Below are 26,632 nucleotides of genomic sequence, written 5' to 3'. Positions count from 1 at the left end.
GAGTACCTTCCGATGCTTTTGCAAAAGTCCTTGAGAGCGCAAATTCTCGCCCTGTTGAGCGGCAGCCTGTTCGCGATGCTGTTGATTGCCCTGGCCTGTTTTCACTTTCTCTCCAGCGGCGTGCAGCGCTACGCCAACCTGATCGAAGGACCGTTGCACACTTCGCAATTGATCGACGAAGCCAACCTGCAATTCAAGGTGCAGGTGCAAGAGTGGAAAAACGTTCTGTTGCGCGGCAAGCAACCGGCGGACCTAGACAAATACTGGAAGCAGTTCGAAGACCGCCAGCGCGAAGTGCAGGGCATCCTCGGTGAACTGGCAGGGCAGAAGGACATCGAGCCACAACTCAAGACTCGTATCGAGCGCCTGCGCGATGAACATCGCCAGTTGGGCGTCGCCTACCAGAAGGGCCGTGATGCCTACGTGGCGGCCGGAGCCGACCCGACGGCGGGCGACACCGCGGTCAAAGGTGTTGACCGCGCGACCAGCGATCAGATGAGCGAATTGGTCAATGAGTTGCGCAAGCAGGGCACCGAGCAATCGAAGCTGATCAGCGCCAGTGCCGACAACACTGTGATGCTGGGGATCATCGTGATGCTGGTCTCGGGTCTGCTGATCGGCCTGCTGAGCCTGTGGCTGGTCAACCGCAACCTGGTCGAGCCGATTCGCCAACTGATCGAATACGTGGCGCAACTCAGCCGGGGCAAGTTTGCCGAGCGCGTGGCCAGCACCCGTCAGGACGAACTGGGCAAACTGGCGATGGCCGCCAATACCCTGCGCGATTTTCTCGCCGAAACCTTCAACCGGTTGCAGCGCAGCGCCACGAATCTGGACAGCGCCAGCGGTGAACTGAATGCGATCGCGACCCTGATGGCGTCTGGCACCAACGAGCAGTTCAACCGTACCGATCAGGTGGCCACGGCGATGAACGAAATGTCCGCCACCGCGCAGGAAGTCGCCCGTCATGCCGCCGATGCGGCGCGTGCCGCCGATGACGCCGACCATTCGGCGCAGCAGGGCGAAAAAGTCATGCAGGGCACCATTCACACCATCACCCGGATGCGCGGCGAAATCGCCAACACCGCCACGGTTATCCGTCAGCTGGAAACCGACAGCGGTCGTATCGGTAAGGTGCTGGAAGTGATCCGCGGCATCGCTGAACAGACCAATCTGCTGGCGCTCAACGCCGCCATCGAAGCGGCCCGTGCCGGTGAAGCCGGGCGCGGTTTTGCGGTGGTGGCCGATGAAGTGCGCAGCCTGGCGCAACGCACGGCGGCGTCGATCATCGAGATCAACCAGATCATTCAGACCGTGCAAACCGGTGCGGTGGATGCCGCGCAGGCGATTGAAAGTGGTCAGTCGCGCAGCGAAGAAAGTGTCCAGCAAGTGACCGAGGCCGGCGCCATGCTCGAACGCATCACCCTGGCCGTGGAAGCCATCCGCGACATGAACCGCCAGATCGCCACCGCCGCCGAGGAGCAAACCTCGGTGGCCGAAGACATCTCGCGCAACCTCACCGAAATCACCAGCATCGCCAGTACCAACCTGGACAACGTGCAGCGCACCGAAGCGGCGAGTAACAATCTGCATGGCTTGTCGGGGGAGTTGAACGAGGTGACGGCGCGCTTGAGCGCCTGATCAATTGTTCTGACGCAAAAAAGCCGCACGATCGGAACATCGTGCGGCTGGTGTTGAAGCGGATTTATTTGTCCTGCCGGTTTTTCAGAACCTTACCGGTCGCGGCGTCGATGTCCACGTCCCACTCAACATTCTGGGCATCGCGCAGTTCGATTTCATACTCGAAACCGTTGAAGTGGTTGTCCAGTTCGGTTTTGGTAATGGTCGCGCCCGGATGCAGTTGCAGCGCGATCTGGTTCAGGTCTTCCAGCGGCTTGATCTTGCCGTCCTTGACCAGTTGTGGAATTTCGTCCACTCGTACATCGGCCTGGGCGAGACCGGCAGCGAGGGTCAGGGTTGCAACCGCGAACAGGGCAGTCAACGTTTTCATGAGCGTCTTTCCTGGGGGAGCTGTTTAAGTGGGATCAGGTTATCCGTGGCAACTTAATTCAGCCTTAAATCCCCTGTTGCCTGAACCCATGCCTTCGCGGGCAAGTCCGCTCCCACAGGTGATCCCGGTTGGCCGCAAATTTTGTGCATGCCAATGATCCCTTGTGGGAGTGAGCCTGCTCGCGATGCAGGCACCTCGGTCTCGGGTCAGTACCCGTTATTCTTCAACACCTGATCAACACTCACCGCCGCCGGGCGCTTGTAGAACTTCAACAACTCACTGGCGCGGTTGGTAAAGATCCCATCAACCCCTGCCTCCATGACCTTCTGATAATCCACGGCATCGTCGATGGTATAGACGTGCACCAGCAGGCCCTGATCATGGGTGTACCGGTTCATCCACGGTTGCACCAGGTCCGCGTAACTCTGATCGCCACCCTGGGTCAGCGCCGCAGACGGCCCGGTGCCGATCGCGCCCTGAGCCTTGGCGTAGTCGACCCAGCGCTGGAACTCGGCTTTGTCTTTCGGTTCTTGTTTGGCGTAGTAGGCGGCTTTGTCCTTCTCGCCGGACTCGGCAAAGGTGACTTTCGAAGCAGGTTCAATGTTGCCCTCGCCGACCCACAGCAACAGGATCTTCGGCACCTGCGGCATTTCCTTTTGCAGCAGTTCGAGGCTGCTCTTCTCGAAGGTTTGCAGGATCACCTTGCCCGGTCCCTGACCGACCGCCGGCTCGCTTTTCGCCAATGCCGAACCGACCGGAATCAGCCAGCCACGCTCCTGAAGTTTCGCTTTCAGGTCATGCTCGATGCCGGGAAATTGCTTCGGCTCCTTGGTCTCGATGTACAGGCCCGGCTGGTGCTGGGGATTGCCCTGGGCGATGTCGATGATTTCATCGAGGGTCAGGATGTTCAGGCCAGCGTAGGAAGCGCGTGCACGATCCGGGTAAGCGGTGTTAAACCAGCTACCGGCATCCAAGGTTTTCAGCTCGGCCATAGTGAAGGCGTTGGCGGGGCTGTCCTTGCGCTCGGGGAACTTGCGGGCGACGTCGGTGGTGCGTTGCAGGTTGTTGTCATGCAGGGCGAACAGCACGCCGTCCTTGCTGCGTTGCAGGTCCAGTTCCAGATAGTCGGCACCGAGATCTCGCGCCAGTTTGTAAGCCGCGGCGGTGGATTCGGGGGCATCGAAGGACGCGCCACGGTGGGCGATCACGGCTGGGTGCGGGATGCCCGATCGGGTCGCCAGCGCCGAGGGGGCCGGCTCGCTGGCGGCCTGGGCCTGGCCGAGGGCGAGCAGCAGACTCAGCAGCAGAGCGTTTTTAGTGAAGGTGACAGGCATGGTCGAGATCCTTTCGCGATGGTTTTCAAAGACGTCCCTTTTAACAACTGAACGTTGCCGGCGCTATCGCGAGACCGACATAAACCTGTTTGAAGCTGATGTTCGTCAGGGCTTTTGTGGGCTCGTTTGCAGTACGCTTGCCCCCGGCAATTTCCCCGGCAGAGGGAAAGCCTTTCGCTGGCCCTGCGTGTAAACCACAAATCACATCGTGTGAGGTTTACCATGCGCATCACTTCCCAGCTGATTTGCCAGGCGGCTGACCAACTCAAGGGCTTTGTCGGACTCAATCGCAAGACTGGCCATTACATCGTCCGCTTTAGCGAAGATTCCTTCGGCATGGACGTGGCGGACGACGGCATCATCCCCACCAGCGAATTCGTCTGGGTCGCCGGCCCCGAGCACACCATGACCCTCAAGCGCGAGTTGATTCAGCTGCTGCTGGATCAGAACATCGACGACCGGATCAACATCACCGAACCGTTGCGGGTGTACATGAACCGGCGGGATGTGCCGGAGATTACGGCGCTGCGGAGTTTGGTGCGGGGCTGATGGATTTGTGTTGATTGTTCTGGCGACATCGCGGGCAAGCCCGCTCCCACAGAGATATATGTCGGATACAAATTTTGTGAACGACACCGATCCCTGTGGAAGCGGGCTTGCCCGCGAAGACGGCCTCAACAACACCCCATCAACTACAGACTGAACTCACAGGCTCGCTCAACCCGACACACCCGTGTATGACACTGCGCATACCAGGTCGACCGCCCCGGCTCCCGAATTTCACTGTGCTCCGGATGATGCTTCCACACCAAATCGCCGCCTCGAATCTGCCGTGAGGCCACTCAGGCCTTTGGCTGATCCTTGCGTACGAAATGCTGATGCATCTCCGTGGTCAGGGTTTCGATACGCTCGGTCAGTTCCTTGGTCATTTGTGTCAGTTGGGTGTTTTGCTCAAGCAGCTGAAGCAGTTGCGCGGTATTTTGCGCCGCTTGCGCCTGACGTTCACTGTTGGCAATCGCCAGCGCTTCGCGGTGCTGCGCATCGGCTTCGGACTGGGCTTTGTCACGCGCCGCCTGACGGGTTTGCGCCAGCAGAATCAAAGGCGCGGCATAGGCCGATTGCAGACTGAATGCCAGGTTGAGAAGGATGAACGGGTAGACGTCGAAGTGGGTGAAGCCGGAAAGATTAAGGCACACCCAGGCCACCACGATCAGCGTTTGCGCGCCAAGAAAGGTCGGGGTGCCGAAGAACCGCGCAAAGGCTTCTGCCCGCAGGGCAAATTTGTCGTTGCCGAAGGTGGGGGCCAAGTGGGCATGAGGACGGTGAAAACGCAGGTGATCGACGGCGGCGGGGGCTTGGGTTTCGCTGGTCGTGCTGGTCATGATGCTCTCTGGATGACGCTGGGACAGAGGCTCACTATAGCCCCGACGCCAGTTTCATTCAGAAACACATTGCCGTGTCTGATTTGGAACGGCGGACAGGTCGATCACTTGGCCAGAATTGTCATTTATTGCACTTGATAACAGGCGAGAAACATATCCAGCGCCGACTCCACCACGGTGCCCTGCATTTCGGCCGACAGACCCGGAAAACCCATGGAAATCTGCGGCCAGAAGGCGAAGGATTTCAGCAGGCCCTGAACCTGTTGCGCAGCAAAGTCGGGGGCGGCCGCTTTCAGGCGACCATCAGCCTGGGCGGCGCGAATCCACACGGTCAGGCCTTCTTCATGTTCACCCATACGCGCCACCATGTTCTGCGCGCGTTCCGGCGAATGGATAGCCGCCGCAATCGCCACCCGCGCCAGGTCGAGAAAATTGTCATCGCCCAGCATTTGCACCTTTGCCGCCAATATCGGACGCAGTTGCTCACGCAGCGGCAAATCGGAGCGGTAGGGCGTTTCCTGTTCGGCCGTCACCCGCGCCCATAATTGATTGAGGATTTCGGCAAACAACTCTTCCTTGCTGGGGAAGTGGTTGTACACCGTGCGCTTCGACACACCGGCGGTAGCGGCGATCTTGTCCATGCTGGTGATCTCGAAACCGTTGGCACGGAATTCGGCAATCGCCGCTTGGATGATGGCTTCGCGTTTTCGGTCGGTCAGGCGCTGTGGAGCTGTCATAAATGCGGCTTCGGCAGAGTGGATAGAAAATTACACTCGGTAGTTTACTTGTGAACGGCTTTGATGCAACCTTGAAACTACACTGTGCAGTGTAATGTTTTGTTAATCCTGCGCGGTGATAACTAGAGTGTTCGGCTGATGCGTGCGTGCCTTGGCCATTTATCGTCCCAAGCGGAAAATCGTGAAACGAGCGGTTTTTCTGGAGTCATTCAGTCATGGCCAACTCAACTTCCCCGGCGGATGTCGCTGACACAGCCGAAGCTTCTCGTCGAACAGAAGGGCAATACCGCAACCATGCGCCGGTCAAGCGCGAAGGTTTTCGCAAGACCTTGCGCATCCTGTGGAACGTGATCTTCCACAAACCGCGTGATACTCGCCCCAGCGCCCCGGTCCCGGTGCAACCCCTGACGCAAGCGGCACTGATTGCCGCGCCGAACCACAGCGTCTATCGCCTCGGTCATTCCACGGTATTGCTCAAGCTGCGGGACAAGTTCTGGATCACCGACCCGGTCTTCGCCGAACGCGCCTCACCGGTGCAGTGGGCCGGCCCGAAGCGATTTCACCAGCCACCCATCAGCCTGGAACAATTGCCGCCGATTGAAGCAGTGATCCTGTCCCATGATCACTACGACCACCTGGACCATCAGGCGGTGCTGAAGCTCGCCGACAAGACCCGATATTTCCTCACCCCGCTGGGTGTGGGCGACACCCTGATCAAATGGGGCATCGACGCCAGCAAAGTCCGGCAACTGGATTGGTGGCAAGGCACCGAAGTCGAAGGCATCCGCTTCGTCGCCACACCGTCTCAACACTTTTCCGGCCGTGGCCTGTTCGATGGCAACAGCACGCTCTGGGCCTCGTGGGTGATGATCGACGGCGATACGCGAATCTTCTTCAGTGGCGACAGCGGCTACTTCGATGGCTTCAAACGTATCGGCGAACAATACGGCCCGTTCGACCTGACCCTCATGGAAACCGGCGCCTACAACGTCGAGTGGCCGCACGTGCACATGCAACCCGAGCAAACCCTGCAAGCCCATCTCGACCTCAAGGGTCGCTGGCTGCTGCCGATCCACAACGGCACCTTCGACCTGTCGATGCACGCCTGGTACGAACCCTTCGACCGCATCCTGGCCCTGGCCTGGGAGCGCAGCGTTTCGATTACCACGCCGCAAATGGGCGAGGCCTTCAACCTGATGCATCCACAGCGGGGCGGGGCGTGGTGGTTGGCGGTTGAGCAGCAGGTGTTCGAGGATCAACAGAGCGTCGGGTAAGGCGACTACCAACAGGGGCGAACCTTCGTACGAGTCGCGGTGAGTCGTGATGACGGATAATTTCGGCCGCTTCTGTAGGCTGAAAAACGGGTGAAATCATTCACTCGCAATCAGTCAGAAGGATTTGTACATGGACGTAACGTTAAACGGCTGCATGAAGCGGCTGGCCGGGATTGCCCTGATTTCGATGGCGGCGAGTGCAGCCACTGCGCAGTCTCCCGCGCCCGAAACCAGGCTGGAGTATTTGAGTGTCGATGAAATCAATCAGCGGATGGATCGCGGTCAACTGAACGCTGTAACGCTGGTTCGGCACTTATTGCAGCGGATCGAAAGGCTGGACAAAAACGGGCCGGCCATCAACGCGATCATCGAACTCAACCCCGATGCATTGGCCATGGCCGAGTCGCTGGACCGGGAGCGAAAGGGCGGCTACATCCGAGGGCCGCTGCATGGCATTCCGGTATTGCTCAAGGACAATATCGATACCTCCGATCAAATGCAGACCACTGCCGGTTCACTGGCCATGGTCGGGCAACCCGCCGCGCAGGACGCCTTCATCGTGCAACGCCTCCGGGCGGCGGGCGCGGTGATTCTTGGAAAAACCAATCTCAGTGAATGGGCTGCCTTCCGCGATCCTGGACTCACCAGCGGTTGGAGCGGGCGCGGCGGCCAAACCAAAAATCCACACCTGTTAAGTGGCGACCCCTGCGGTTCCAGTTCAGGCTCTGCCACAGCCGTCGCGGCAGGTTTTGCACCCCTGACCGTCGGAACGGAAACCTCTGGCTCGATCAGCTGCCCGGCGTCCATGAATGGTGTGGTGGGTATCAAGCCCACGGTGGGTCTGCTGAGTCGGAGCGGCATCATTCCGGTAACTAGCAAACTGGACACACCCGGGCCGATGGCGCGCACGGTTCGCGAGGCTGCACTCCTGTTGAATGCCATGGTGGGCAGCGATGCCGCCGATCCGGTCCCAAAGCCGCAGAACCTGAGAACGGTGGATTTCACCAGCTTGTTGCGTCCTAACGTATTGGTAGGGCGGCGAATCGGCTACCCCGCTAAATTTGATCGCAGCAATTTGCCGCTCCTGATCGATCCGCAGTTTTCTAAAGCGTTGGAATTCATGCAGGCAGCAGGTGCAACGTTGATTCCCGTGGAATTGATCGACCCGGTTTCAGAACGGGTAGAGGAGGCGTTGCAAATGGGGATCAAGCGAGACTTGCCTCGTTACCTCGCGACTCGAACCGGCGTTCCTGCCAAGACACTGGAAGATCTACTGCTGTTCAATGCCCCTAACTCCGAAGGTCATAACCAGGATACTTTGATCGCAGCCAGCAATGTTGTCTTTGACGAGCAAACCTACAATCAGCTCTGGCATAAAATCCAAAGCGAAAATGCCGCTGCCATCGATCAATTACTGGCAACCCATCAACTGGATGCCCTCGTATCAGACGTCGCTTCACCGGCCATGAACGTCGTACCGCTGGCAGGATATCCCGGCATCATGGTGCCTTCCGGTATAGACGATGACGGCGTGCCCACTTCGGTTTACTTCTTCGGACCTCGCTGGAGCGACGCCAGGCTTCTGGCGTTGGCGTATGGCTATGAGCAGGTGTCCCATGCGCGGCGGGCACCGGCGTTCAAGCCGTAGTGAGAGGGCATAAAACGGTCCTGTAGGAGCGAGCTTGCTCGCGATGGACTTGAGGGCAGCGCGTTCAATCAGGAAGCCCGCGTTATCGTTAACGTCCATCGCGAGCAGGCTCGCTCCTACAGGGGTCGATGCCCATGACCTATTGCTTCACTCAACCATCGCAAAATCCGCCCGCCCCATCGGATTCCGCGTCGACCCCTTCACATTCATCCCCCGCCCCGGCGCAAACCCCGGGAAGAACACCAACCCCTCCGACTCAAACCGATACGCCAACGTCAACCGCGTCACATCCAGCACCTCGCGCTTGGCCTCGAAACGCTGAATGGCATCCACTGAAACCCCGGCCTCCCGAGACAGCTCTTCTACACTCCAACCCAGCATCGCTCGGGCCTGGGCGCAGTGGGCCGGGGTGAATTGGAAAAGGGCGATACGCTCCAGGGTGATTTTCATCGCTTGAGAGGCCATGGTGTTCTCCGGGCTCGGGGGTGTTGATCAAAATATACTGTGTTTTTGTACAGTTGTTTTGAGCCGGGAGCAAATTGATTTTTTGATTTTCTCTATCCCGTGCCTTCAGCCGGACGGACGGTTACGTCCCCTCCAACCCCGGCGCCTCCCGTACAATGAGGTGATCCAGATTCTCAATGTTGGCACTGAACACCCCGAACGTCTGCTCGGGGTTTTTCTTGCTCGGCACCTGCTTCAACTCGGGTGTCACCCCATAGAAGAAGCAATACAACTCCCGCCTGCTCTCGATGGCATGCTTGATCTCTTCCAGAAACGCCTTGCGCTTGCGGTAGGTGTCGATCAGCTTCTTGCTCAGGTAAACATTGACCGAGTAGGGCTTCTTCTCGAACCAGACCTTCTTCTCGAAATCGATGCGAAAGCTCTGGGTGTAGTCCTTGATTTCCTTGATCCGGCCCCAGTAGATCAGCCCCTTGTTGTCCTGCAGATATTCGATCTTCTTGAAAAACGCCCCGTAGGTTGCCGCGTGCTCACCGATCTTCAGCGGCATGCGCTTGAGCAGGTCCTTGTCCTCGAAGTTCGAGACAAAACACTCGACGGGGTGGGCGAAGACGCTGGTCTTGTCCGGCGTCGAATCCTGGGCGGGATGCTCGACGCTACTGGTCGCTGGAGAAGTTAGCGCCTCATCCCTCGCAACGTCCGCCGTCACCTCCGGGCCGTGCGGCTTGCGTACATACTGACGCCGGGTCAGCAACAGCTCCGACGGAAAATGCTCCTCACGACCATCATCTACTTCTGCGTCTACACCCGACGCCGGCGCCTTCAGACTTGCATAAGCACAGCCCTCGACATGCCGCGTGCTCGGCAGATTCTTGAAATGCGGCGTGCGCATGTAATTCACATTCTTGGCATTGAACGTCCCCAACCCATTCGCCGCGTCGAACGCCAAGCGGCAGGCATCGTTGGGGCACTGGAAATGCTCCAGGGCGGAATCGAACGCCATCGTCTCGTCGAAATTGAGATCACGCACGTCATAGATCGACAGCTTGTTGTCGAGGCTGAGGCAGTAGGCGAGGTCGAATTTCATGCGGGCTCGGTCCGGGATGGGGAAGGGTATTAATAGCGGGAGGCGGGGCGGGTTGCACTCACTCTTTGCAACACATCGCAAAATCCCCCGCAACATACTTACCCATCCTGTAGGAGCAAGCTTGCTCGCGAAAAAAACCAAAGGTCACCACTGGGTATATGGTTCTACGCGTTATTGTTCATGTTCTTCGCGAGCATGCTCGCTACCATCACTTGCGCGATATGCCTCCAGCTCACCGGGTAGAAAATCCCACGCCCTTTTCAATCCGCAAATCGTCTGCACTCAGGATTAGGCAATAGCCCAGTAGGTGATACAGAAATATTTTCACCAAGTATTCCTGTATCGAAAAGATACTTGGTAGTCGAATGTGTTTGGCTCAATTTTGTGATCAAACAAGGGTTGAATTTTGGGTATCCAGGCATTTTTTACATCGAAACAACCGTCATAAATCTCAAGCTCTTCCATAAGACCCAAAGCATCAATTATCGAGCCGTCGTCACCAAGATCGGCCGAGTATTCCTTTCCTTCTAAAACTTCGGTTTTTTTGTCATACCAATTCAATCGGACTTTTAGCCCCATTTTAGCCTCACAAGTACTTACTAATGTTGCGGTTCTTCTTGGGGGGATCTATCTGTTCACCAGTTAAACGATCAAAGGAACCTAAATGGCTTCCATCACTTGTGCGGTAAGCTTCTAGCTCTCCATGCTGTGAATCCCATTCATATACTTTTCTACCCTTTGCATCACTCCAACGCTCCCGGATGCCTCCACCGCCTTGCTTGGGGGTTTTGCCTTTCACCTGGTTCAAACCCGGAAAACCGGTAATTTCTTCTGTTTCTGGCGCCGAATGGTAGTCGTGGTCGGGATTGGGTAGTTTTCTGCCTGAAACACTTACAACAATATAAACCGGCCTGACCCCCGACCCCGCTGGAAATACAAGAATGAAGTCCTTGTACTCAGGCGGATAAATCGGATTCACGATGATGGTGTCAGCCTGCTTCGTCGGCGGAAAAACCCAGATATGCGGCGCCTGTGGAGCGGCCTCCAGTTTGGGAATGCCGAGAATGTCGGCGCCGTCGACGGCCGGGGTCCAGATCAGTTCGATGCCTTCACCGAGGTCGGCAACGTACTGGCTGCCACGCATGCCAATCTGCACGACATCGACCATTTCCCAGTTGCGGTTGTTGCCGGTGTAGAAGCCGTAGCCCTTCAGACTGCCATCCGCCTGTTGCTCGATTTGCAGACGCACGCGGGTGCGGGCCTGTTTGAGGGCGCGTAGTTGGTCTTCGGAGTAGAGGGCGCTATCGCCCAAGCTGGGTGTCCAGAACACCGCGACCAGGCCGGCCAAGGCAGCGCTTGCCGCAGCGCCGATGGCTAGCAAGACCTGAATGGCTGGGGCGCGCCAGTCGGCCAGCACCCAGCGAAAGGGTCGAGCCGCTGATCGTTTGCAGATTCAGCAGCCCGCCATCGTCCACCTCGCGAGCGCCGAGCCAGACAATTTCCCCGTAGTCCTCAAGGCTGTCGGTGGGCACCATGCCCGAAGGGTTGGCGTAGTTGATGACCGCATCCGGCAGCTTGCAGGACTTAGCGAAGACGCATCCCGCTTGAACCGTTTTTTGTTCGGCCTCGACGATCTGGCGCTTGCGCATGTATGCGTCTTGCCGGGCGAGCATGGCCTCGTGGTCTTTTTGCCGGGCCTCGCGCTCGGCCAGTTCGCGGGCCGTCATAGGGCGGTAGGTGACGTGATGCCCATCACCGGAGGGTGGGTTTCTAATGAGGGGAATGTGCTTGTTGCGAGCCACTGACTGTCCTTGTGTGTTCGTCCATCGGCAACCCCGGATAGGGCTGCGCGACGTTAACGAACGGGACATTTTGTGGCTGTAGGACGGGTCGCTAATGACTCAGGGAAATGTCGCTGATGCTCGAACGGGAGCAAGCTCCCTCGCCACAATGTTCGACGTGGTCGTTACTCGGGAGTTAACCGTCCAATCTTTTTATAAAGAAATTTAGTGAATGCCTCACTGTCATTGGAATGATGGCATCGTCGATGGCAGTTCGGGCACAACGCTACCGCGTTGCTGACTTGATCTGAGCCTTTTTCGGCGAGCGGCTTAACGTGGTGGACTTCCAGATAAGGTAAATCAAGCTTTTGAAACGGAGCGGGCTCATCGCAGCCTTCGCAATGCCCTGCGGCTTCATTTCGAACCCAAGCTCTCACTTCGGGATCACGCACATAAACCGTACGGGAGCTTGCCGCTCGCTTCGGTCTCTTAATGCCTTTCGGCGGTTCCTTTATCTTCTGTTTTTGAAGCGCAGCAGCACGACGTTCTAGGGCTTCTTCGTCGGCTGTTGGAGCTTTGGGGTCACCAGGCTGAACGCCTCGTTCAATGAGCACTGCTCGAATTGACTGCTCAACATTAGAACCGACATTTTTGGCAGGCTTGTAGCCCTTGATGAATTCCCGATCCATCTTCATTAGAACAGTAGAGATGTTCTGCATCCGGAATTCGACAGAGCCTTTGGTGCGGGTTGGCAAAGCCGTTTCTCGCAGAGCAAGATTCTCTTCAGTCTTAACGAATTTCTGGCCGCTTAGCTCTAGCGCGAGCATCTTCAGATAGGCATCTACAGCGGCCTTAATCTCAGAAGCACTCCAGTCGCTGTCTTTTTTCTTTTCGTTCATACAGTCGCCGAGGATGGAAAACCCTCGGACGATACTGAGTGGCCATCACGCCTGTCTACGAAAATTCCTACAGAAAATAGCGACGGATCTTGCGAGTGTTCCTACACGCATCGAGATGAGTAAGAGTTTTCTTACCCAATAAAAAGGCCCCGATCAGATCGGGGCCTTTTGTAATTCGATTCGTCGATTTACATCGTCAAATCACGGCAAGCTCAGAAATCAATCCCAGCTCAAAGCCCCACCAGTCTGATACTCAATAACCCGAGTCTCAAAGAAGTTCTTCTCCTTCTTCAAGTCCATAATCTCGCTCATCCAAGGGAACGGGTTAGTCGTCCCCGGATACTCTTCCTTCAGACCAATCTGCGACAGACGACGGTTAGCGATGAACTTGAGGTAGTCCTCCATCATCGCCGCATTCATGCCCAACACACCGCGAGGCATGGTGTCACGAGCGTATTCGATCTCCAGTTGAGTGCCCTGCAGAATCATCTGCGAAGCTTCTTCCTTCATTTCAGCATCCCACAAGTGCGGGTTTTCGATTTTGATCTGGTTGATCACGTCGATGCCGAAGTTCAGGTGCATGGATTCGTCGCGCAGGATGTATTGGAACTGCTCGGCGACGCCGGTCATTTTGTTGCGGCGGCCCATGGAGAGGATTTGGGTGAAGCCGCAGTAGAAGAAGATGCCTTCCAGGACGCAGTAGTAGGCGATCAGGTTGCGCAGCAGTTCTTTGTCGGTTTCGACGGTGCCGGTTTCGAACTTCGGATCGGAGATCGAGCGGGTGTATTTCAGGCCCCAGGTGGCTTTTTTCGCGACCGATGGGATCTCGTGGTACATGTTGAAGATTTCGCCTTCATCCATGGCCAGCGATTCGATGCAGTACTGGTAGGCGTGGGTGTGGATCGCTTCTTCGAAAGCCTGGCGCAGGATGTACTGGCGGCATTCCGGGTTGGTGATCAGGCGGTACACGGCCAGGACCAGGTTGTTGGCTACCAGGGAGTCGGCGGTGGAGAAGAAGCCGAGGTTGCGCATGACGATGCGGCGCTCGTCGTCGGTCAGGCCTTCCGGGTTTTTCCAGAGGGCGATGTCGGCGGTCATGTTGACTTCTTGCGGCATCCAGTGGTTTGCGCAGCCGTCCAGGTATTTCTGCCAGGCCCAGTCGTACTTGAAGGGTACGAGTTGGTTGAGGTCGGCGCGGCAGTTGATCATGCGCTTTTCGTCAACGGCGACACGGGCGGAGGCGCCTTCGAGTTCGGCAAGGCCTTCGGCCACGTCGAGCGAATCCAGGGCGGCCTTGGCGCGGGCCACGGCAGCGGAGTCAGAGGCGGTCACGGCGCGAGCTTCCAGGGCGGCGGCACCGCCAGCGCTGTCGAGACGGTCCATATTGGCTTCGGTGGCGTGGCCGGCGTTGGCGCTCTTGGCCACTACTTCCGTGTCTTCTTTGTCGAATTCGTCCCAGCTCAGCATGACGTGTCGTCTCCTGCGTGAGGGCCAGTTGCCCGTGTGAAAATGAATAGGTCGGTTTTTCACACGGCCTTACTGGCCGCGTTGGATCTAAAGGAATCGTTTTTTGCAGCAGCTATACGCAGGCATCAAACAGAATTTTGTACGGGGTTCCGAGAGCCACTGATGGGCGCAGCAAGCTTTGATTGCTTGTGCGGGGCTTCAGACTGGCTTTTCTTCCCTGTAAGGGAATATTGCAGGCCCGTTTACGGCCGCATTATAGGGAAGTTTTGCGTGCTGTGGTGCGACGAAATGGCTTGCGGATCGGTCGACGGCGACCGTTGTTCGGTCAGAGCGAGGGTTTACAGGGCTTTGAACGATGTTGGCGAGGAAAGATTTTTTTTCCTGATTTTTTGCCCTGGATTATTTTTGCTCAAGAAATAACCAAAAAAGGCTTTTTTCACTACATCTTGTGTTTCTGTAGTGGTTTCTCAGGCTCCAGACACAACTAAGCCCGACCGAAGTCGGGCCATGAAGTCGCACAGGCGGCTCAGCTCAGGCGAGCGGCACCGACGTGATCAGCACCATCGGCAGCGAGGCGGGCGGCGCCAGTGTGATCAGAGCCGTCGGCAGCGAGTTTGCCTGCACCAACGTGGTCTGCGCCATCGGCTGCGAAGGACGCTGAACCGGTGTGGTCGTAACCGTCGGAAGCGACAGAGGCTTCGTTGGTGTAGGCGGCCGAGCCGGTGCGGTCGTAACCATCGGCAGCGAAGGTGTTGGCAGCCAGGACGGAGAGGGTCAGGGCGAGGATCAGTTGGGTTTTCATGGTCAGTGCTCCAGATTCTTGGGCGTCGTTTGTCTTGGGTGAGACTGATACTACGCCAACTATTTAGATTAAAAAGCGCAAATAAATGCTTAAAATAATCGAAATATTCGATTGGTAAGGTTCGGCGCTTCATCTGCCTGATCGCGGCGGGTGGGTCGAACCTTTTCGGGGGAGGGGTGAAGCAGGGATCAGCCGTTAGAGCAACCGTTGCCCATCGCGCTGTAACGCAGGATATGCCGTTGACCGTTGGAATCTTCGTATTCCATTTTCATTGGCACAACTTCACAAACATTCGGGGCTTCGCTCATGGAGATCACTTTGGCGATGTCCAGATTCATCGAGTAAGTGTATTCCTCAATGGGCGGTTGTTGCTGCGCGACATCAGTCGGGACCTCGCTTGCCATGGCACTTACGCACACGCTGCTGAGGGCCAGAACCAATAAAGCTTTCATTTGAGTTTTACCTTTCTAAGGTCGAGTGGGTTCACGCAACCTTTTTGGGGTTGCGTGTGGAGCTGAACTACTTGGTTTGGGTTAACTGCCTTCGTGGGGGCTGTAACTTGGTTAACTCAGGTTGCCGGGTTGGCGAGGCAGATTTTAGGGGGGGCGGATACGTTCATATAGACGTGGTTTTGATAAACACCTTTGACAGATCCTGTAACAATCCCTGAATAACCTCTATTTCTCTGTAGGAGCGAGCTTGCTCGCGATGAACCTGAGGGCGCCGCGGGGTGTCAGGCTCGGCGCGTAATCGTTGGCGACCATCGCGAGCAGGGCTCGCTCCTACAAGGGGGCGGTGGGCGGTTTAGAGCTATTCACGACAATTTGTATGGGCTTGTTACTACCATCGTCGAATGGTTCTATAGGCCCGGCCCGGCTAAAACGAGGGCCATACAAAAACAACTAATTCCACCGAGGTAAGAAAGATGAGTGCGGCTTCCCTGTATCCCGTTCGTCCCGAGGTCCTGGCCAATACGCTGACTGACGAGGCGACCTACAAGGCCATGTACCAGCAGTCGGTCGTCAACCCGGACGGTTTCTGGCGCGAGCAAGCCAAGCGCCTCGACTGGATCAAGCCTTTCACCACGGTGAAACAGACCTCCTTCGACGATCACCATGTCGACATCAAGTGGTTCGCCGACGGCACCCTGAACGTTTCCTACAACTGCCTCGACCGGCATCTGGCCGAGCGCGGCGATCAAGTCGCAATCATTTGGGAAGGGGATGACCCTGCCGAAAGCCGCCACATCACCTACCGCGAGCTGCATGAACAAGTCTGCAAGTTCGCCAACGCCCTGCGCGGCCAGGACGTGCACCGCGGCGACGTGGTGACGATCTATATGCCGATGATCCCCGAAGCCGTGGTCGCCATGCTGGCCTGCACCCGGATCGGCGCGATTCACTCGGTGGTGTTCGGCGGCTTCTCGCCGGAAGCCCTGGCCGGTCGCATCATCGACTGCCGCTCGAAAGTGGTGATCACCGCCGACGAAGGCATTCGTGCCGGCAAGAAGATCCCGCTCAAGGCCAACGTCGACGACGCGTTGACCAACCCGGAAACCAGCAGCATCCAGAAAGTCATCGTCTGCCAGCGCACCGGTGGCGACATCAAGTGGAACCAGCACCGCGACATCTGGTACGAAGACCTGATGAAAGTGGCCGGCACCGTGTGCGCGCCGAAAGAGATGGGCGCCGAAGAAGCGCTGTTCATCCTCTACACCTCCGGTTCCACCGGCAAGCCGAAGGGCGTGCAGCACACCACTGGCGGCTACTTGCTGTACGCGGCCATGACCCACGAGCGCGTGTTCGACTACCGTCCGGGGGAAATCTACTGGTGCACCGCCGACGTCGGCTGGGTCACCGGCCACAGTTACATCGTCTACGGTCCGCTGGCCAACGGCGCGACCACGCTGCTGTTCGAAGGCGTGCCGAACTATCCGGACATCACCCGGGTGGCGAAGATCGTCGACAAGCACCAGGTCAATATCCTCTACACCGCGCCAACGGCGATCCGCGCGATGATGGCTTCGGGCACCGCCGCGGTGGAAGGCGCCGATGGCAGCAGCCTGCGCCTGCTGGGTTCGGTCGGCGAGCCGATCAACCCGGAAGCCTGGGACTGGTACTACAAGAACGTCGGCCAGTCCCGTTGCCCGATCGTCGACACCTGGTGGCAGACCGAAACCGGCGGCAACATGATGAGCCCGTTGCCGGGCGCCCACGGCCTCAAGCCGGGTTCGGCGGCGCGTCCGTTCTTCGGCGTGGTGCCGGCCCTGGTGGACAACCTGGGCAACATCATCGAAGGCGAGGCCGAGGGCAACCTGGTGATTCTCGATTCGTGGCCAGGCCAGGCGCGCACGCTGTATGGCGACCACGACCGCTTCGTCGATACCTATTTCAAGACCTTCCGCGGCATGTACTTCACCGGTGACGGCGCCCGTCGCGATGCCGATGGTTACTACTGGATCACCGGTCGCGTGGACGACGTGCTCAACGTCTCCGGCCACCGCATGGGCACCGCCGAGATCGAAAGCGCCATGGTCGCGCACCCGAAAGTCGCCGAAGCGGCGGTGGTCGGTGTGCCGCACGACATCAAGGGCCAGGGCATCTATGTCTACGTCACCCTGATCGCCGGCGAAGAGACCAGCGAGCAGTTGCGCCTGGAGCTGAAGAACTGGGTGCGTAAGGAGATCGGCCCGATTGCTTCACCGGACGTGATCCAGTGGGCGCCGGGGCTGCCGAAAACCCGTTCGGGCAAGATCATGCGGCGGATTCTACGCAAGATTGCCACCGCGGAATATGACGGGTTGGGCGATATTTCCACCCTGGCGGACCCGGGTGTGGTGCAGCATTTGATTGATACGCACAAGACGATGAATGTTGCGTAAGTAGCGTTTGGCGTCATCGAAGCCCCACCCGATGTTGAGTCGGGTGGGGTTTTTTATTGCCTGAGGGGTTTGTGTTGGCAGTTCTGGCCTCATCGCGGGCAAGCCTTGCTCCCACAGGTTTTGTGTTGTTCGCCGATCTTGGGCACGACGCCGATTCCGTGGGAGCAAGGCTTGCCCGCGATGACGGCCTGTCAGACACCGCATAAACATCAGCCAATAATTATCGGCTTCCTCTGTAGGCGCTTTCCCACTGTTACCCATCTGCTTTCAAGTAACTGAATGTGTAACCGCTCGCGCAGAGTCGGGGCATTGCGAAACGCCATCGGCCAGCAATGGTGCATTTCGCACGCTCAAAAAATAACTCCCCACGCTACGCTTGCCGGATTAGAAGGGTTTGCCAATAATAGGCCCGCAATTTGCTACATAGATCGGTTTGCCATCTTTTGCTCTTGCATGATTTTGCAAGGCTGTCAACGTGCCCAAACGGCTTTCTCGGTGCTTCTGTAACTAGTTGTCGCATTGAAGAAATATCGGCTTCGGGCCTGTCGTTAGAATGCCGATCATTCGCTCGTCGTTGCCCGTGTTGAAAATTCGCACACGCAATGCAGGACGCAGCAACGCTTTCCGGTTCCACTCATTCGCATATTGGGCTGTCGCTCACTCTGCCGTTTTAGCCCTTTTCCGATGGAGTCCCAAGATGAAGAAACTCGTGCTGCTTGGCGCCCTGGCACTGTCCACCGTGCTGTCCCTGCCAACCTTCGCCGATGAAAAACCTCTGAAAATCGGTATTGAAGCGGCTTACCCTCCGTTCGCATCCAAAGCACCGGATGGCAGCATCGTGGGTTTCGACTACGACATCGGCAACGCCCTGTGCGAAGAGATGAAGGTCAAGTGCGTGTGGGTCGAGCAAGAGTTCGACGGTCTGATCCCGGCGCTCAAGGTGCGCAAGATCGACGCGATCCTGTCGTCCATGTCGATCACTGAAGATCGCAAGAAGTCCGTGGACTTCACCAACAAGTACTACAACACTCCGGCGCGCCTGGTCATGAAGGCCGGCACTCAGGTCAGCGACAACCTGACCGAGCTCAAGGGCAAGAACATCGGCGTGCAACGCGGTTCGATCCACGAGCGTTTCGCCCGTGAAGTCCTGGCCCCGCTGGGTACCGAGATCAAGCCGTACGGCTCGCAGAACGAAATTTATCTGGATGTGGCCGCCGGCCGCCTCGACGGCACCGTGGCAGACGCTACGCTGCTGGATGACGGTTTCCTGAAAACCGACGCCGGTAAAGGCTTCGCCTTCGTCGGTCCTGCGTTCACCGACGTCAAATACTTCGGCGACGGCGTCGGCATTGCCGTGCGCAAGGGCGACAAGGCTGAGCTGGACAAGCTCAATGCTGCCATCGCGGCCATCCGCGAAAACGGCAAGTACAAGCAAATCCAGGACAAGTACTTCGCCTTCGATATCTACGGCAAGTAACACGTCCCGGCGACAAGTCCGAAATGGCGCAAGCAACAGGATCTCTGAGGTTTGCGCCATTTTTTCATCCCAACTTTCGAGGACCTGAATCATGTTGAAAGGCTACGGGGCTGTCATCCTCGATGGCGCTTGGCTGACGCTTCAGCTCGCCTTGTCGTCCATGGCCCTGGCCATTGTTCTGGGCCTGATCGGCGTGGCACTGCGCCTGTCGCCGGTGCGCTGGCTGGCCTGGCTGGGCGATCTGTACTCCACAGTGATCCGCGGTATTCCCGACCTGGTGCTGATCCTGCTGATTTTCTACGGCGGCCAGGACCTGCTCAACCGTGTCGCACCGCTGCTCGGTTTTGACGAATACATCGACCTGAACCCGTTGGCTGCCGGTATCGGCACCCTGGGCTTCATCTTCGGTGCCTACCTGTCGGAAACCTTCCGTGGCGCCTTCATGGCGATCCCCAAGGGTCAGGCCGAAGCCGGCATGGCTTACGGCATGAGCAGTTTCCAGGTGTTCTTCCGGGTACTGGTACCGCAGATGATTCGCCTGGCGATTCCGGGTTTCACCAACAACTGGCTGGTACTGACCAAGGCCACCGCGCTGATTTCGGTGGTGGGTCTGCAAGACATGATGTTCAAGGCCAAGCAGGCGGCCGATGCCACCCGCGAACCTTTCACCTTCTTCCTCGCAGTGGCGGCGATGTACCTGGTGATCACCAGTGTCTCGTTGCTGGCATTGCGTCACCTTGAGAAGCGCTACTCGGTAGGCGTAAGGGCGGCTGATCTATGATCTTCGACTACAACGTCATTTGGGAGGCCTTGCCGCTGTACTTCGGCGGCCTGGTGACCACCCTCAAACTGCTCGCACTGTCGCTGTTCTTCGGCCTGCTGTGTGCGTTGCCGCTGGGCTTGATGCGCGTCTCGAAAAACGCGGTGGTCAACATGACCGCGTGGCTCTACACCTACGTGATCCGCGGCACGCCGATGCTGGTGCAGCTGTTTCTGATCTACTACGGTCTGGCGCAATTCGAAACCGTTCGCGACAGCTTCCTCTGGCCGTGGCTGTCCAGCGCGACCTTCTGTGCGTGCCTGGCGTTCGCCATCAACACCAGCGCCTACACCGCCGAAATCATCGCCGGCAGCCTGCGGGCCACGCCGAACGGCGAGATCGAAGCGGCCAAGGCCATGGGCATGTCGCGGGTCAAGATGTACAAGCGCATCCTGTTGCCGTCGGCCCTGCGTCGTGCGCTGCCGCAATACAGCAACGAAGTGATCATGATGTTGCAGACCACCAGTCTGGCGTCCATCGTGACCCTGATCGACATCACCGGTGCCGCGCGCACGGTCAACGCTCAGTTCTACCTGCCGTTCGAAGCCTACATCACCGCCGGCGTGTTCTACCTGTGCCTGACCTTCATTCTGGTGAAGCTGTTCAAACTGGCCGAGCGCCGCTGGCTGGGCTACCTGGCCCCGCGGAAGCACTGATATGGAACGCATCGATCATGCTTTGCCGTGGAGTCACCTCGGTAGCGAACGCCAGATTTCGGTGTTTCGCTTCGGCAGTGGCGAGCGCAAGGCTTACATTCAGGCCAGCCTGCACGCCGATGAATTGCCGGGCATGCGCACGGCCTGGGCGCTGAAAAAGCGCCTGGCCGAACTCGAAGCCCAAGGCTTGCTCAACGGCGTGATCGAACTGGTGCCGGTGGCCAATCCACTGGGCCTCGGTCAGTTGCTGCAGGGCAATCATCAAGGGCGTTTCGAGGCGGGCAGCGGCAAGAACTTCAACCGGGATTTCGTCGAACTCAGCGTGCCAGTGGCCGCGCAACTCGATGGGCATCTGGGTGATGACCCGCACGCCAACATCCGTTTGATCCGCCAGGCCATGAGTGATCATCTGGCGGCCTTGCCAGAGGCGAGCAGCCAGTTGCAAGGCATGCAGCGTGTGCTGCTCAGCCATGCCTGCGCCGCCGATGTGGTGCTGGACCTGCATTGCGATTGTGAAGCGGCGCTGCACATGTACGCCTTGCCGCAGCACTGGCCGCAATGGCGTTCGCTGGCCGCGCACCTGAATGTGCGGGTCGGTCTGCTGGCGGAAGATTCCGGCGGCAGCTCCTTCGACGAAGCCTGTTCGCTGCCGTGGTTGCGGTTGTCCCGTTTGTTCCCGGACGCGCAGATTCCACTGGCGTGCCTGGCGACTACCATTGAACTGGGTGGTCAGGCCGACACCGGTCGCCTCGAGACCGAGGCGCATGCCGAGGGCATTCTGGCGTTCCTCGCCGAGCAGGGCCTGATCAGCGGCGACTGGCCTGCACCTGCGCAGGACGCTTGCGAAGGCCTGCCGTTCGAAGGCACCGAATTGCTGTTCGCGCCGCATCCGGGCGTGGTGAGTTTTCTGCGTAAACCCGGTGAATGGGTTGATGCTGGCGATGAGATTTTTGAAGTGATCGATCCGCTGGCGGATCGGGTCAGCACGGTGTGTGCTGGTACGTCCGGGGTGCTGTTTGCCATTGAACGGCTGCGTTATGCCCAACCCGGTTTCTGGCTGGCCAAGGTGGCGGGGCGCGAAGCGCTGCGTCACGGGCGCTTGCTCAACGACTGACTGACTGCTTTTTGTGAGAACCGACCGCATGTACAAACTTGAAGTCCAAGACCTGCATAAACGCTATGGCAGTCACGAAGTGCTCAAGGGCGTGTCCCTGAAAGCGGCGGCTGGCGATGTGATCAGCATCATCGGCTCCAGTGGCTCCGGCAAAAGTACCTTCCTGCGCTGCATCAACCTGCTGGAGCAGCCGCACGCGGGCAAGATTCTGCTCAACAACGAAGAGCTGAAGCTGGTGGCGAACAAGGACGGCGCGCTGAAGGCCGCCGACCCGAAACAGCTGCAACGCATGCGTTCGCGCCTGTCGATGGTGTTCCAGCATTTCAACCTGTGGTCGCACATGACTGCGCTGGAAAACATCATGGAAGCGCCGGTTCACGTGCTGGGCATGTCCAAGGCTGAAGCGCGTGAGAAAGCCGAGCACTACCTGAACAAGGTCGGTGTCGGTCATCGCAAGGACGCCTATCCGGGTCACATGTCCGGCGGCGAACAGCAGCGCGTGGCCATTGCCCGTGCGCTGGCGATGGAACCCGAAGTGATGCTGTTCGACGAACCGACCTCGGCCCTCGACCCGGAGCTGGTTGGCGACGTGTTGAAAGTGATGCAGGCCCTGGCCCAGGAAGGCCGGACCATGGTGGTGGTGACCCACGAAATGGGCTTCGCCCGTGAAGTGTCGAACCAGTTGGTGTTCCTGCACAAAGGTGTCGTCGAAGAAAGCGGCAACCCGCGTGAAGTGCTGGTGAACCCGCAATCGGAACGCTTGCAGCAATTCCTCTCGGGCAGCCTGAAGTAATCAGAACTGCCGTTATGCACCGAGATAGTGCATGCTTCGCAGTCTAAAGGCTGGCCCCGATCCCCTGTAGGAGCTGGCTTGCCAGCGAAGGCGTAGTGTCAGTCACCATGAGTGTTGACTGATACGCCGCCTTCGCTGGCAAGCCAGCTCCTATATTCGATCTTTGCTGGTTTTGCGATTTGTGTTCTTTTACGGGCTAGCATTGGCCCATGCCTTCATCACTGTTTTTCGCTTCGGATCGCCCACCCATGACTGCCCATCGAATTGGTTTCCTGATTTGGCCCAGCACTAAAGCACTGACGCTTGCGCTGGCTGAGGAGGCCTTGCGTGTTGCCCAGCGTGTGCATCCGGACGTGGTCTACGAACTGTCATTCCTGCAGGCCGAACCACCGGCCGAAAACGCCTGGCAATTGCCCGGCGAAGCCTGGACCGGCAAGCTCGAAAATTTCCAGAAACTGTTCCTGCTCGCCGACGAGCCACCGACCACCCTGGCGCCGGCACTCAGCAGTGCGCTGAAACAACTGGTGCGTTCGGGGTGCGTGATTGGTGGCTTGTCCGCCGGTGTCTATCCGTTGGCGCAACTCGGTTTGCTTGATGGTTACCGTGCTGCCGTGCATTGGCGCTGGCAGGACGATTTCGCTGAACGCTTCCCGAAAGTCATCGCCACCAGCCATCTGTTCGACTGGGATCGCGATCGCCTGACCGCCTGCGGCGGCATGTCGGTGCTCGACTTGCTGCTGGCGGTGCTGGCTCGCGATCACGGTGCGGAACTGGCCGGTGCGGTGTCGGAAGAGTTGGTGGTCGAGCGCATCCGCGAAGGCGGCGAACGTCAGCGCATTCCGTTGCAGAATCGCCTCGGCTCCAGCCATCCAAAGCTCACCCAGGCGGTGCTGCTGATGGAGGCCAACATCGAAGAGCCGCTGACTACCGACGAAATCGCCCAGCACGTGTGCGTGTCCCGTCGACAGCTGGAGCGGATCTTCAAGCAATACCTCAATCGTGTGCCGAGCCAGTACTACCTGGAACTGCGCCTGAACAAGGCCCGGCAGATGTTGATGCAAACCAGCAAGTCGATCATTCAGATCGGCCTGTCGTGCGGCTTCTCCTCGGGGCCGCATTTTTCCAGCGCCTACCGCAACTTCTTCGGCGCCACGCCGCGGGAAGATCGCAACCAGCGACGCAGCAGCAGCCCGTTCGAATTGTCGTCGGTGCCGTCGGAGCGCGGCTGATTTCTGCCTGATCAATCCATGGCGCTATTGCCATGGATAACCTGTTAAAGCCTTCGCTCATTCTTCTTTATAGATGTCCGGCCGTTGTCGGCATCTCGCGATGCCTCGGTAAATCAAATCCCGCCAAGCCTGCCGTTAACTGTCTGGTCCAGTTAAACTGCGCCTTTGCGACCCTATATGTCGCATTGCCGTAAACCCGGGAAAAACCGGGGTTTGCGCTATAAGAAGTTGTCGCTTGGCGGCAAGGCCGGGCTGAAAACTGTCCTTACAATCCCCCCATCGCTCGCCAGTTTCAGGCGAGTGTTTTCTCTTCAGGAGACTCCGATGTCCGTTGAGCACGCTGCGGTACAACGCGCCGATTTCGATCAGGTAATGGTTCCCAACTACGCGCCTGCCGCCTTCATTCCCGTGCGTGGCGCCGGTTCCCGCGTCTGGGACCAGTCCGGTCGCGAGCTGATCGACTTCGCCGGCGGGATTGCCGTAAACGTATTGGGCCATGCGCATCCGGCGCTGGTCGGCGCCTTGACCGAACAGGCCAACAAGCTGTGGCACGTGTCCAACGTGTTCACCAATGAGCCGGCCCTGCGCCTGGCCCATAAGCTGATCGATGCCACCTTTGCCGAGCGTGCCTTCTTCTGCAACTCCGGCGCCGAAGCCAACGAGGCCGCTTTCAAGCTGGCCCGTCGTGTCGGTCACGATCGTTTTGGCAGCGAGAAGTACGAAATCATCGCCGCGCTCAACAGCTTCCACGGCCGTACCCTGTTCACCGTGAACGTCGGTGGCCAGTCGAAGTATTCCGACGGTTTCGGTCCGAAAATCACCGGTATCACCCACGTGCCGTACAACGATCTGGCCGCGCTGAAAGCCGCCATTTCCGACAAGACTTGCGCGGTGGTGCTGGAGCCGATCCAGGGCGAAAGCGGTGTGATCCCGGCTGAACTCGAATACCTGCAAGGCGCCCGCGAACTCTGCACCGCGCACAACGCGCTGCTGATCTTCGACGAAGTGCAAACCGGCATGGGCCGTACTGGCAAACTGTTCGCCTACCAGCATTACGGCGTGATCCCGGACATCCTGACCAGCGCCAAGAGCCTGGGCGGCGGTTTCCCGATCGCGGCGATGCTGACCACCGAAGACCTGGCCAAGCACCTGGTCGTCGGCACCCACGGCACCACCTACGGCGGCAACCCGCTGGCGTGCGCGGTCGCCGAAGCGGTGGTCGACGTGGTCAATACTCCTGAAGTGCTGGCCGGCGTCAACGCCAAGCACGACAAGTTCAAGGCTCGCCTGGAGCAGATCGGCGAGAAGTACGGCCTGTTCACCAAAGTGCGTGGCCTGGGCCTGTTGATCGGTTGCGTGCTGAGCGACGCCTGGAAAGGCAAGGCCAAGGACATCTTCAACGCCGCTGAGAAAGAAGGCCTGATGGTGTTGCAAGCAGGTCCGGACGTGGTCCGTTTCGCGCCTAGCCTGGTGGTTGAAGACGCCGATATCGATGCCGGTCTGGATCGTTTCGAACGCGCTGCGGCAAAACTGACCCAAGCCTGATAGTCCCTTCGACGCCTGACAGTTCAGGCGTCGAACCCAATTTTTATGCCGGGCCGCTTTTCTGTAGGAGCGAGCCTGCTCGCGATGGTGTGTCAGTCGACACCGATGTGGCTGATACACCATCGCGAGCAGGCTCGCTCCTACAAAAGGCCCGGCTTATTTTCCCTCAAGAGTTTTAGAAAGGAGTGACACCATGCTGGTGATGCGCCCCGCGCAAATGGCTGATCTGGGCGAGGTACAGCGTCTGGCTGCGGACAGCCCGATTGGTGTCACTTCCTTGCCGGATGACGTTGAACGCCTGAGCGATAAGATCGCCGCGAGCGAAGCGTCGTTCGCTGCCGAAGTGAGCTTCAACGGTGAAGAAAGCTATTTCTTCGTCCTCGAAGACACGGCCACCGGCAAACTGGTGGGCTGCTCGGCGATCGTCGCTTCCGCCGGTTATTCCGAGCCGTTCTACAGCTTCCGTAATGAAACCTTCGTGCACGCCTCCCGCGAGCTGAAAATTCATAACAAGATTCACGTGCTCTCCCAGTGCCACGACCTGACCGGCAACAGCTTGCTGACCAGTTTCTACGTACAGCGCGAGCTGGTGGGTTCGCCCTGGGCCGAGCTCAATTCCCGTGGCCGCCTGCTGTTCGTGGCCAGCCATCCGGAGCGTTTCGCCGATTCCGTGGTGACCGAGATCGTCGGCTACAGTGATGAAAATGGCGACTCGCCGTTCTGGGATGCCATCGGCCGCAACTTCTTCGACCTCAACTACGCCGAAGCCGAGCGCCTGTGCGGCCTGAAGAGCCGTACGTTCCTGGCCGAACTGATGCCGCATTACCCGATCTACGTGCCGTTGCTGCCGGACTCCGCGCAAGAAGCGATGGGCCAGGTGCATCCACGGGCGCAGATCACCTTCGACATCCTGATGCGCGAAGGCTTCGAGACCGATCACTACATCGACATTTTCGACGGCGGCCCGACCCTGCACGCCCGCGTCTCGGGGATCCGTTCGATCGCCCAGAGCCGCGTGGTGCCGGTAAAAATCGGCGAGCCGGTCAAAGGTGTCGGTCGACAGTACCTGGTGTCCAACGCGCAGTTGCAGGATTACCGCGCGGTCATGCTCGAGCTCGATTACGCGCCGGGCAAACCCGTCACTCTCGACCTGGAAGCGGCCGAAGCCCTGGGTGTCGGTGAAGGTGCCAGCGTGCGCCTGGTAGCGGTTTGACGCCTGACTGAAAAGAGTCTTGC

At 58.4% G+C, this 26,632-nt stretch carries 24 protein-coding genes and 2 pseudogenes; 13 read left to right on the top strand and 13 right to left on the bottom strand.

The window, feature by feature from the left end; translation table 11 throughout:
• The first annotated feature begins 12 nt into the window (after positions 1–12).
• On the top strand, positions 13–1,638 hold the full coding sequence (locus tag GPL81_RS07160; RefSeq protein ID WP_160106125.1) for a methyl-accepting chemotaxis protein: 1,626 nt from the start codon (positions 13–15) through the stop codon (positions 1,636–1,638).
• Between the two features lie 64 nt (positions 1,639–1,702).
• On the opposite strand, the gene GPL81_RS07155 is transcribed toward GPL81_RS07160, so the two are convergent.
• Positions 1,703–2,008: a PepSY domain-containing protein gene (locus tag GPL81_RS07155; protein ID WP_160106123.1), complete on the bottom strand. Its 306-nt coding sequence runs from the start codon at positions 2,006–2,008 to the stop codon at positions 1,703–1,705.
• A 206-nt stretch (positions 2,009–2,214) separates the two neighbouring features.
• Complete coding sequence (locus GPL81_RS07150; RefSeq protein WP_160106121.1) at positions 2,215–3,342, bottom strand: glycerophosphodiester phosphodiesterase; 1,128 nt, start codon at positions 3,340–3,342, stop codon at positions 2,215–2,217.
• A gap of 222 nt (positions 3,343–3,564) precedes the next feature.
• Between GPL81_RS07150 and GPL81_RS07145 the strand changes: the two genes are divergently transcribed.
• A complete protein-coding gene (locus GPL81_RS07145) occupies positions 3,565–3,891 on the top strand; it encodes a DUF2025 family protein (protein WP_160106120.1) in 327 nt (108 codons plus the stop codon).
• 143 nt (positions 3,892–4,034) lie between these two features.
• On the opposite strand, the pseudogene GPL81_RS31370 reads toward GPL81_RS07145, so the two are convergent.
• From GPL81_RS31370 to GPL81_RS07135, 3 genes and pseudogenes are all read right to left on the bottom strand, one after another.
• Positions 4,035–4,154, bottom strand: a pseudogene (locus GPL81_RS31370) (antibiotic biosynthesis monooxygenase); the annotation flags it as partial.
• A gap of 30 nt (positions 4,155–4,184) precedes the next feature.
• Positions 4,185–4,724, bottom strand: a complete 540-nt coding sequence (locus tag GPL81_RS07140; RefSeq protein ID WP_160106119.1) for a DUF1003 domain-containing protein — start codon at positions 4,722–4,724, stop codon at positions 4,185–4,187.
• A 125-nt stretch (positions 4,725–4,849) separates the two neighbouring features.
• Positions 4,850–5,461 carry a TetR/AcrR family transcriptional regulator gene (locus GPL81_RS07135; RefSeq protein ID WP_096509420.1) on the bottom strand — a complete coding sequence of 204 codons (612 nt, stop codon included), beginning with the start codon at positions 5,459–5,461 and terminating at the stop codon, positions 4,850–4,852.
• A 215-nt stretch (positions 5,462–5,676) separates the two neighbouring features.
• On the opposite strand from GPL81_RS07135, the gene GPL81_RS07130 reads away from it, so the two are divergent.
• Both GPL81_RS07130 and GPL81_RS07125 read left to right on the top strand, forming a co-directional pair.
• The gene (locus GPL81_RS07130; RefSeq protein WP_096509421.1) at positions 5,677–6,735 is read left to right on the top strand and encodes an MBL fold metallo-hydrolase; all 1,059 of its coding nucleotides are present in this window, start codon (positions 5,677–5,679) and stop codon (positions 6,733–6,735) included.
• 130 nt (positions 6,736–6,865) lie between these two features.
• Positions 6,866–8,383: an amidase family protein gene (locus GPL81_RS07125; RefSeq protein WP_160106117.1), complete on the top strand. Its 1,518-nt coding sequence runs from the start codon at positions 6,866–6,868 to the stop codon at positions 8,381–8,383.
• 147 nt (positions 8,384–8,530) lie between these two features.
• Here GPL81_RS07125 and GPL81_RS07120 read toward each other — a convergent pair whose 3' ends face one another.
• From GPL81_RS07120 to GPL81_RS07085, 8 genes and pseudogenes are all read right to left on the bottom strand, one after another.
• Positions 8,531–8,848 carry a helix-turn-helix domain-containing protein gene (locus GPL81_RS07120; RefSeq protein WP_160106115.1) on the bottom strand — a complete coding sequence of 106 codons (318 nt, stop codon included), beginning with the start codon at positions 8,846–8,848 and terminating at the stop codon, positions 8,531–8,533.
• Positions 8,849–8,969: 121 nt separating this feature from the next.
• Complete coding sequence (locus tag GPL81_RS07115) at positions 8,970–9,932, bottom strand: hypothetical protein (protein ID WP_160106114.1); 963 nt, start codon at positions 9,930–9,932, stop codon at positions 8,970–8,972.
• 324 nt (positions 9,933–10,256) lie between these two features.
• Positions 10,257–10,511 carry a colicin E3-like toxin immunity protein gene (locus GPL81_RS07110; protein WP_160106112.1) on the bottom strand — a complete coding sequence of 85 codons (255 nt, stop codon included), beginning with the start codon at positions 10,509–10,511 and terminating at the stop codon, positions 10,257–10,259.
• A 7-nt stretch (positions 10,512–10,518) separates the two neighbouring features.
• A pseudogene (locus GPL81_RS07105) lies at positions 10,519–11,734 on the bottom strand (colicin E3/pyocin S6 family cytotoxin).
• Between the two features lie 164 nt (positions 11,735–11,898).
• A complete protein-coding gene (locus tag GPL81_RS07100; protein ID WP_160106110.1) occupies positions 11,899–12,612 on the bottom strand; it encodes an HNH endonuclease in 714 nt (237 codons plus the stop codon).
• Between the two features lie 219 nt (positions 12,613–12,831).
• Positions 12,832–14,079 (bottom strand): ribonucleotide-diphosphate reductase subunit beta, encoded by a 1,248-nt coding sequence (locus GPL81_RS07095; protein WP_020800276.1) that lies wholly within the window; start codon positions 14,077–14,079, stop codon positions 12,832–12,834.
• A 526-nt stretch (positions 14,080–14,605) separates the two neighbouring features.
• On the bottom strand, positions 14,606–14,881 hold the full coding sequence (locus GPL81_RS07090) for a hypothetical protein (protein WP_160106108.1): 276 nt from the start codon (positions 14,879–14,881) through the stop codon (positions 14,606–14,608).
• 188 nt (positions 14,882–15,069) lie between these two features.
• On the bottom strand, positions 15,070–15,333 hold the full coding sequence (locus GPL81_RS07085) for a DUF2790 domain-containing protein (RefSeq protein ID WP_096509435.1): 264 nt from the start codon (positions 15,331–15,333) through the stop codon (positions 15,070–15,072).
• A 473-nt stretch (positions 15,334–15,806) separates the two neighbouring features.
• Here GPL81_RS07085 and acs point away from each other — a divergent pair, with 473 nt between their 5' ends.
• From acs to aruF, 9 genes are all read left to right on the top strand, one after another.
• Positions 15,807–17,762, top strand: coding sequence for an acetate--CoA ligase (gene acs / locus GPL81_RS07080; protein ID WP_160106106.1), 1,956 nt, complete (start codon positions 15,807–15,809; stop codon positions 17,760–17,762).
• A 697-nt stretch (positions 17,763–18,459) separates the two neighbouring features.
• Entirely contained in the window at positions 18,460–19,239 is a 780-nt protein-coding gene (locus GPL81_RS07075) for an ABC transporter substrate-binding protein (RefSeq protein WP_160106104.1), read from the top strand.
• A 91-nt stretch (positions 19,240–19,330) separates the two neighbouring features.
• Complete coding sequence (locus GPL81_RS07070; RefSeq protein ID WP_047532379.1) at positions 19,331–20,020, top strand: ABC transporter permease; 690 nt, start codon at positions 19,331–19,333, stop codon at positions 20,018–20,020.
• Positions 20,017–20,715, top strand: a complete 699-nt coding sequence (locus GPL81_RS07065) for an ABC transporter permease (protein WP_160106103.1) — start codon at positions 20,017–20,019, stop codon at positions 20,713–20,715. The genes GPL81_RS07070 and GPL81_RS07065 overlap by 4 nt, the downstream gene beginning before the upstream one ends.
• Position 20,716: 1 nt before the next feature.
• Positions 20,717–21,829, top strand: a complete 1,113-nt coding sequence (locus GPL81_RS07060; RefSeq protein ID WP_160106101.1) for a M14 family metallopeptidase — start codon at positions 20,717–20,719, stop codon at positions 21,827–21,829.
• 28 nt (positions 21,830–21,857) lie between these two features.
• Positions 21,858–22,622: an ABC transporter ATP-binding protein gene (locus tag GPL81_RS07055; protein ID WP_007943885.1), complete on the top strand. Its 765-nt coding sequence runs from the start codon at positions 21,858–21,860 to the stop codon at positions 22,620–22,622.
• Positions 22,623–22,870: 248 nt separating this feature from the next.
• Positions 22,871–23,851, top strand: coding sequence for a transcriptional regulator ArgR (gene argR / locus GPL81_RS07050; RefSeq protein ID WP_096509439.1), 981 nt, complete (start codon positions 22,871–22,873; stop codon positions 23,849–23,851).
• 324 nt (positions 23,852–24,175) lie between these two features.
• Positions 24,176–25,396 (top strand): aspartate aminotransferase family protein, encoded by a 1,221-nt coding sequence (locus GPL81_RS07045; protein WP_096509440.1) that lies wholly within the window; start codon positions 24,176–24,178, stop codon positions 25,394–25,396.
• Between the two features lie 193 nt (positions 25,397–25,589).
• Positions 25,590–26,609 (top strand): arginine/ornithine succinyltransferase subunit alpha, encoded by a 1,020-nt coding sequence (gene aruF, locus GPL81_RS07040; RefSeq protein WP_160106099.1) that lies wholly within the window; start codon positions 25,590–25,592, stop codon positions 26,607–26,609.
• The last annotated feature ends 23 nt before the right edge of the window (positions 26,610–26,632 follow it).

It is taken from the genome of Pseudomonas izuensis, assembly GCF_009861505.1.
GTDB lineage: Bacteria > Pseudomonadota > Gammaproteobacteria > Pseudomonadales > Pseudomonadaceae > Aquipseudomonas > Aquipseudomonas izuensis.
The sequence above is the reverse complement of the archived record's forward strand: the minus strand, read 5'-3'. Positions and strand labels throughout refer to the sequence as shown.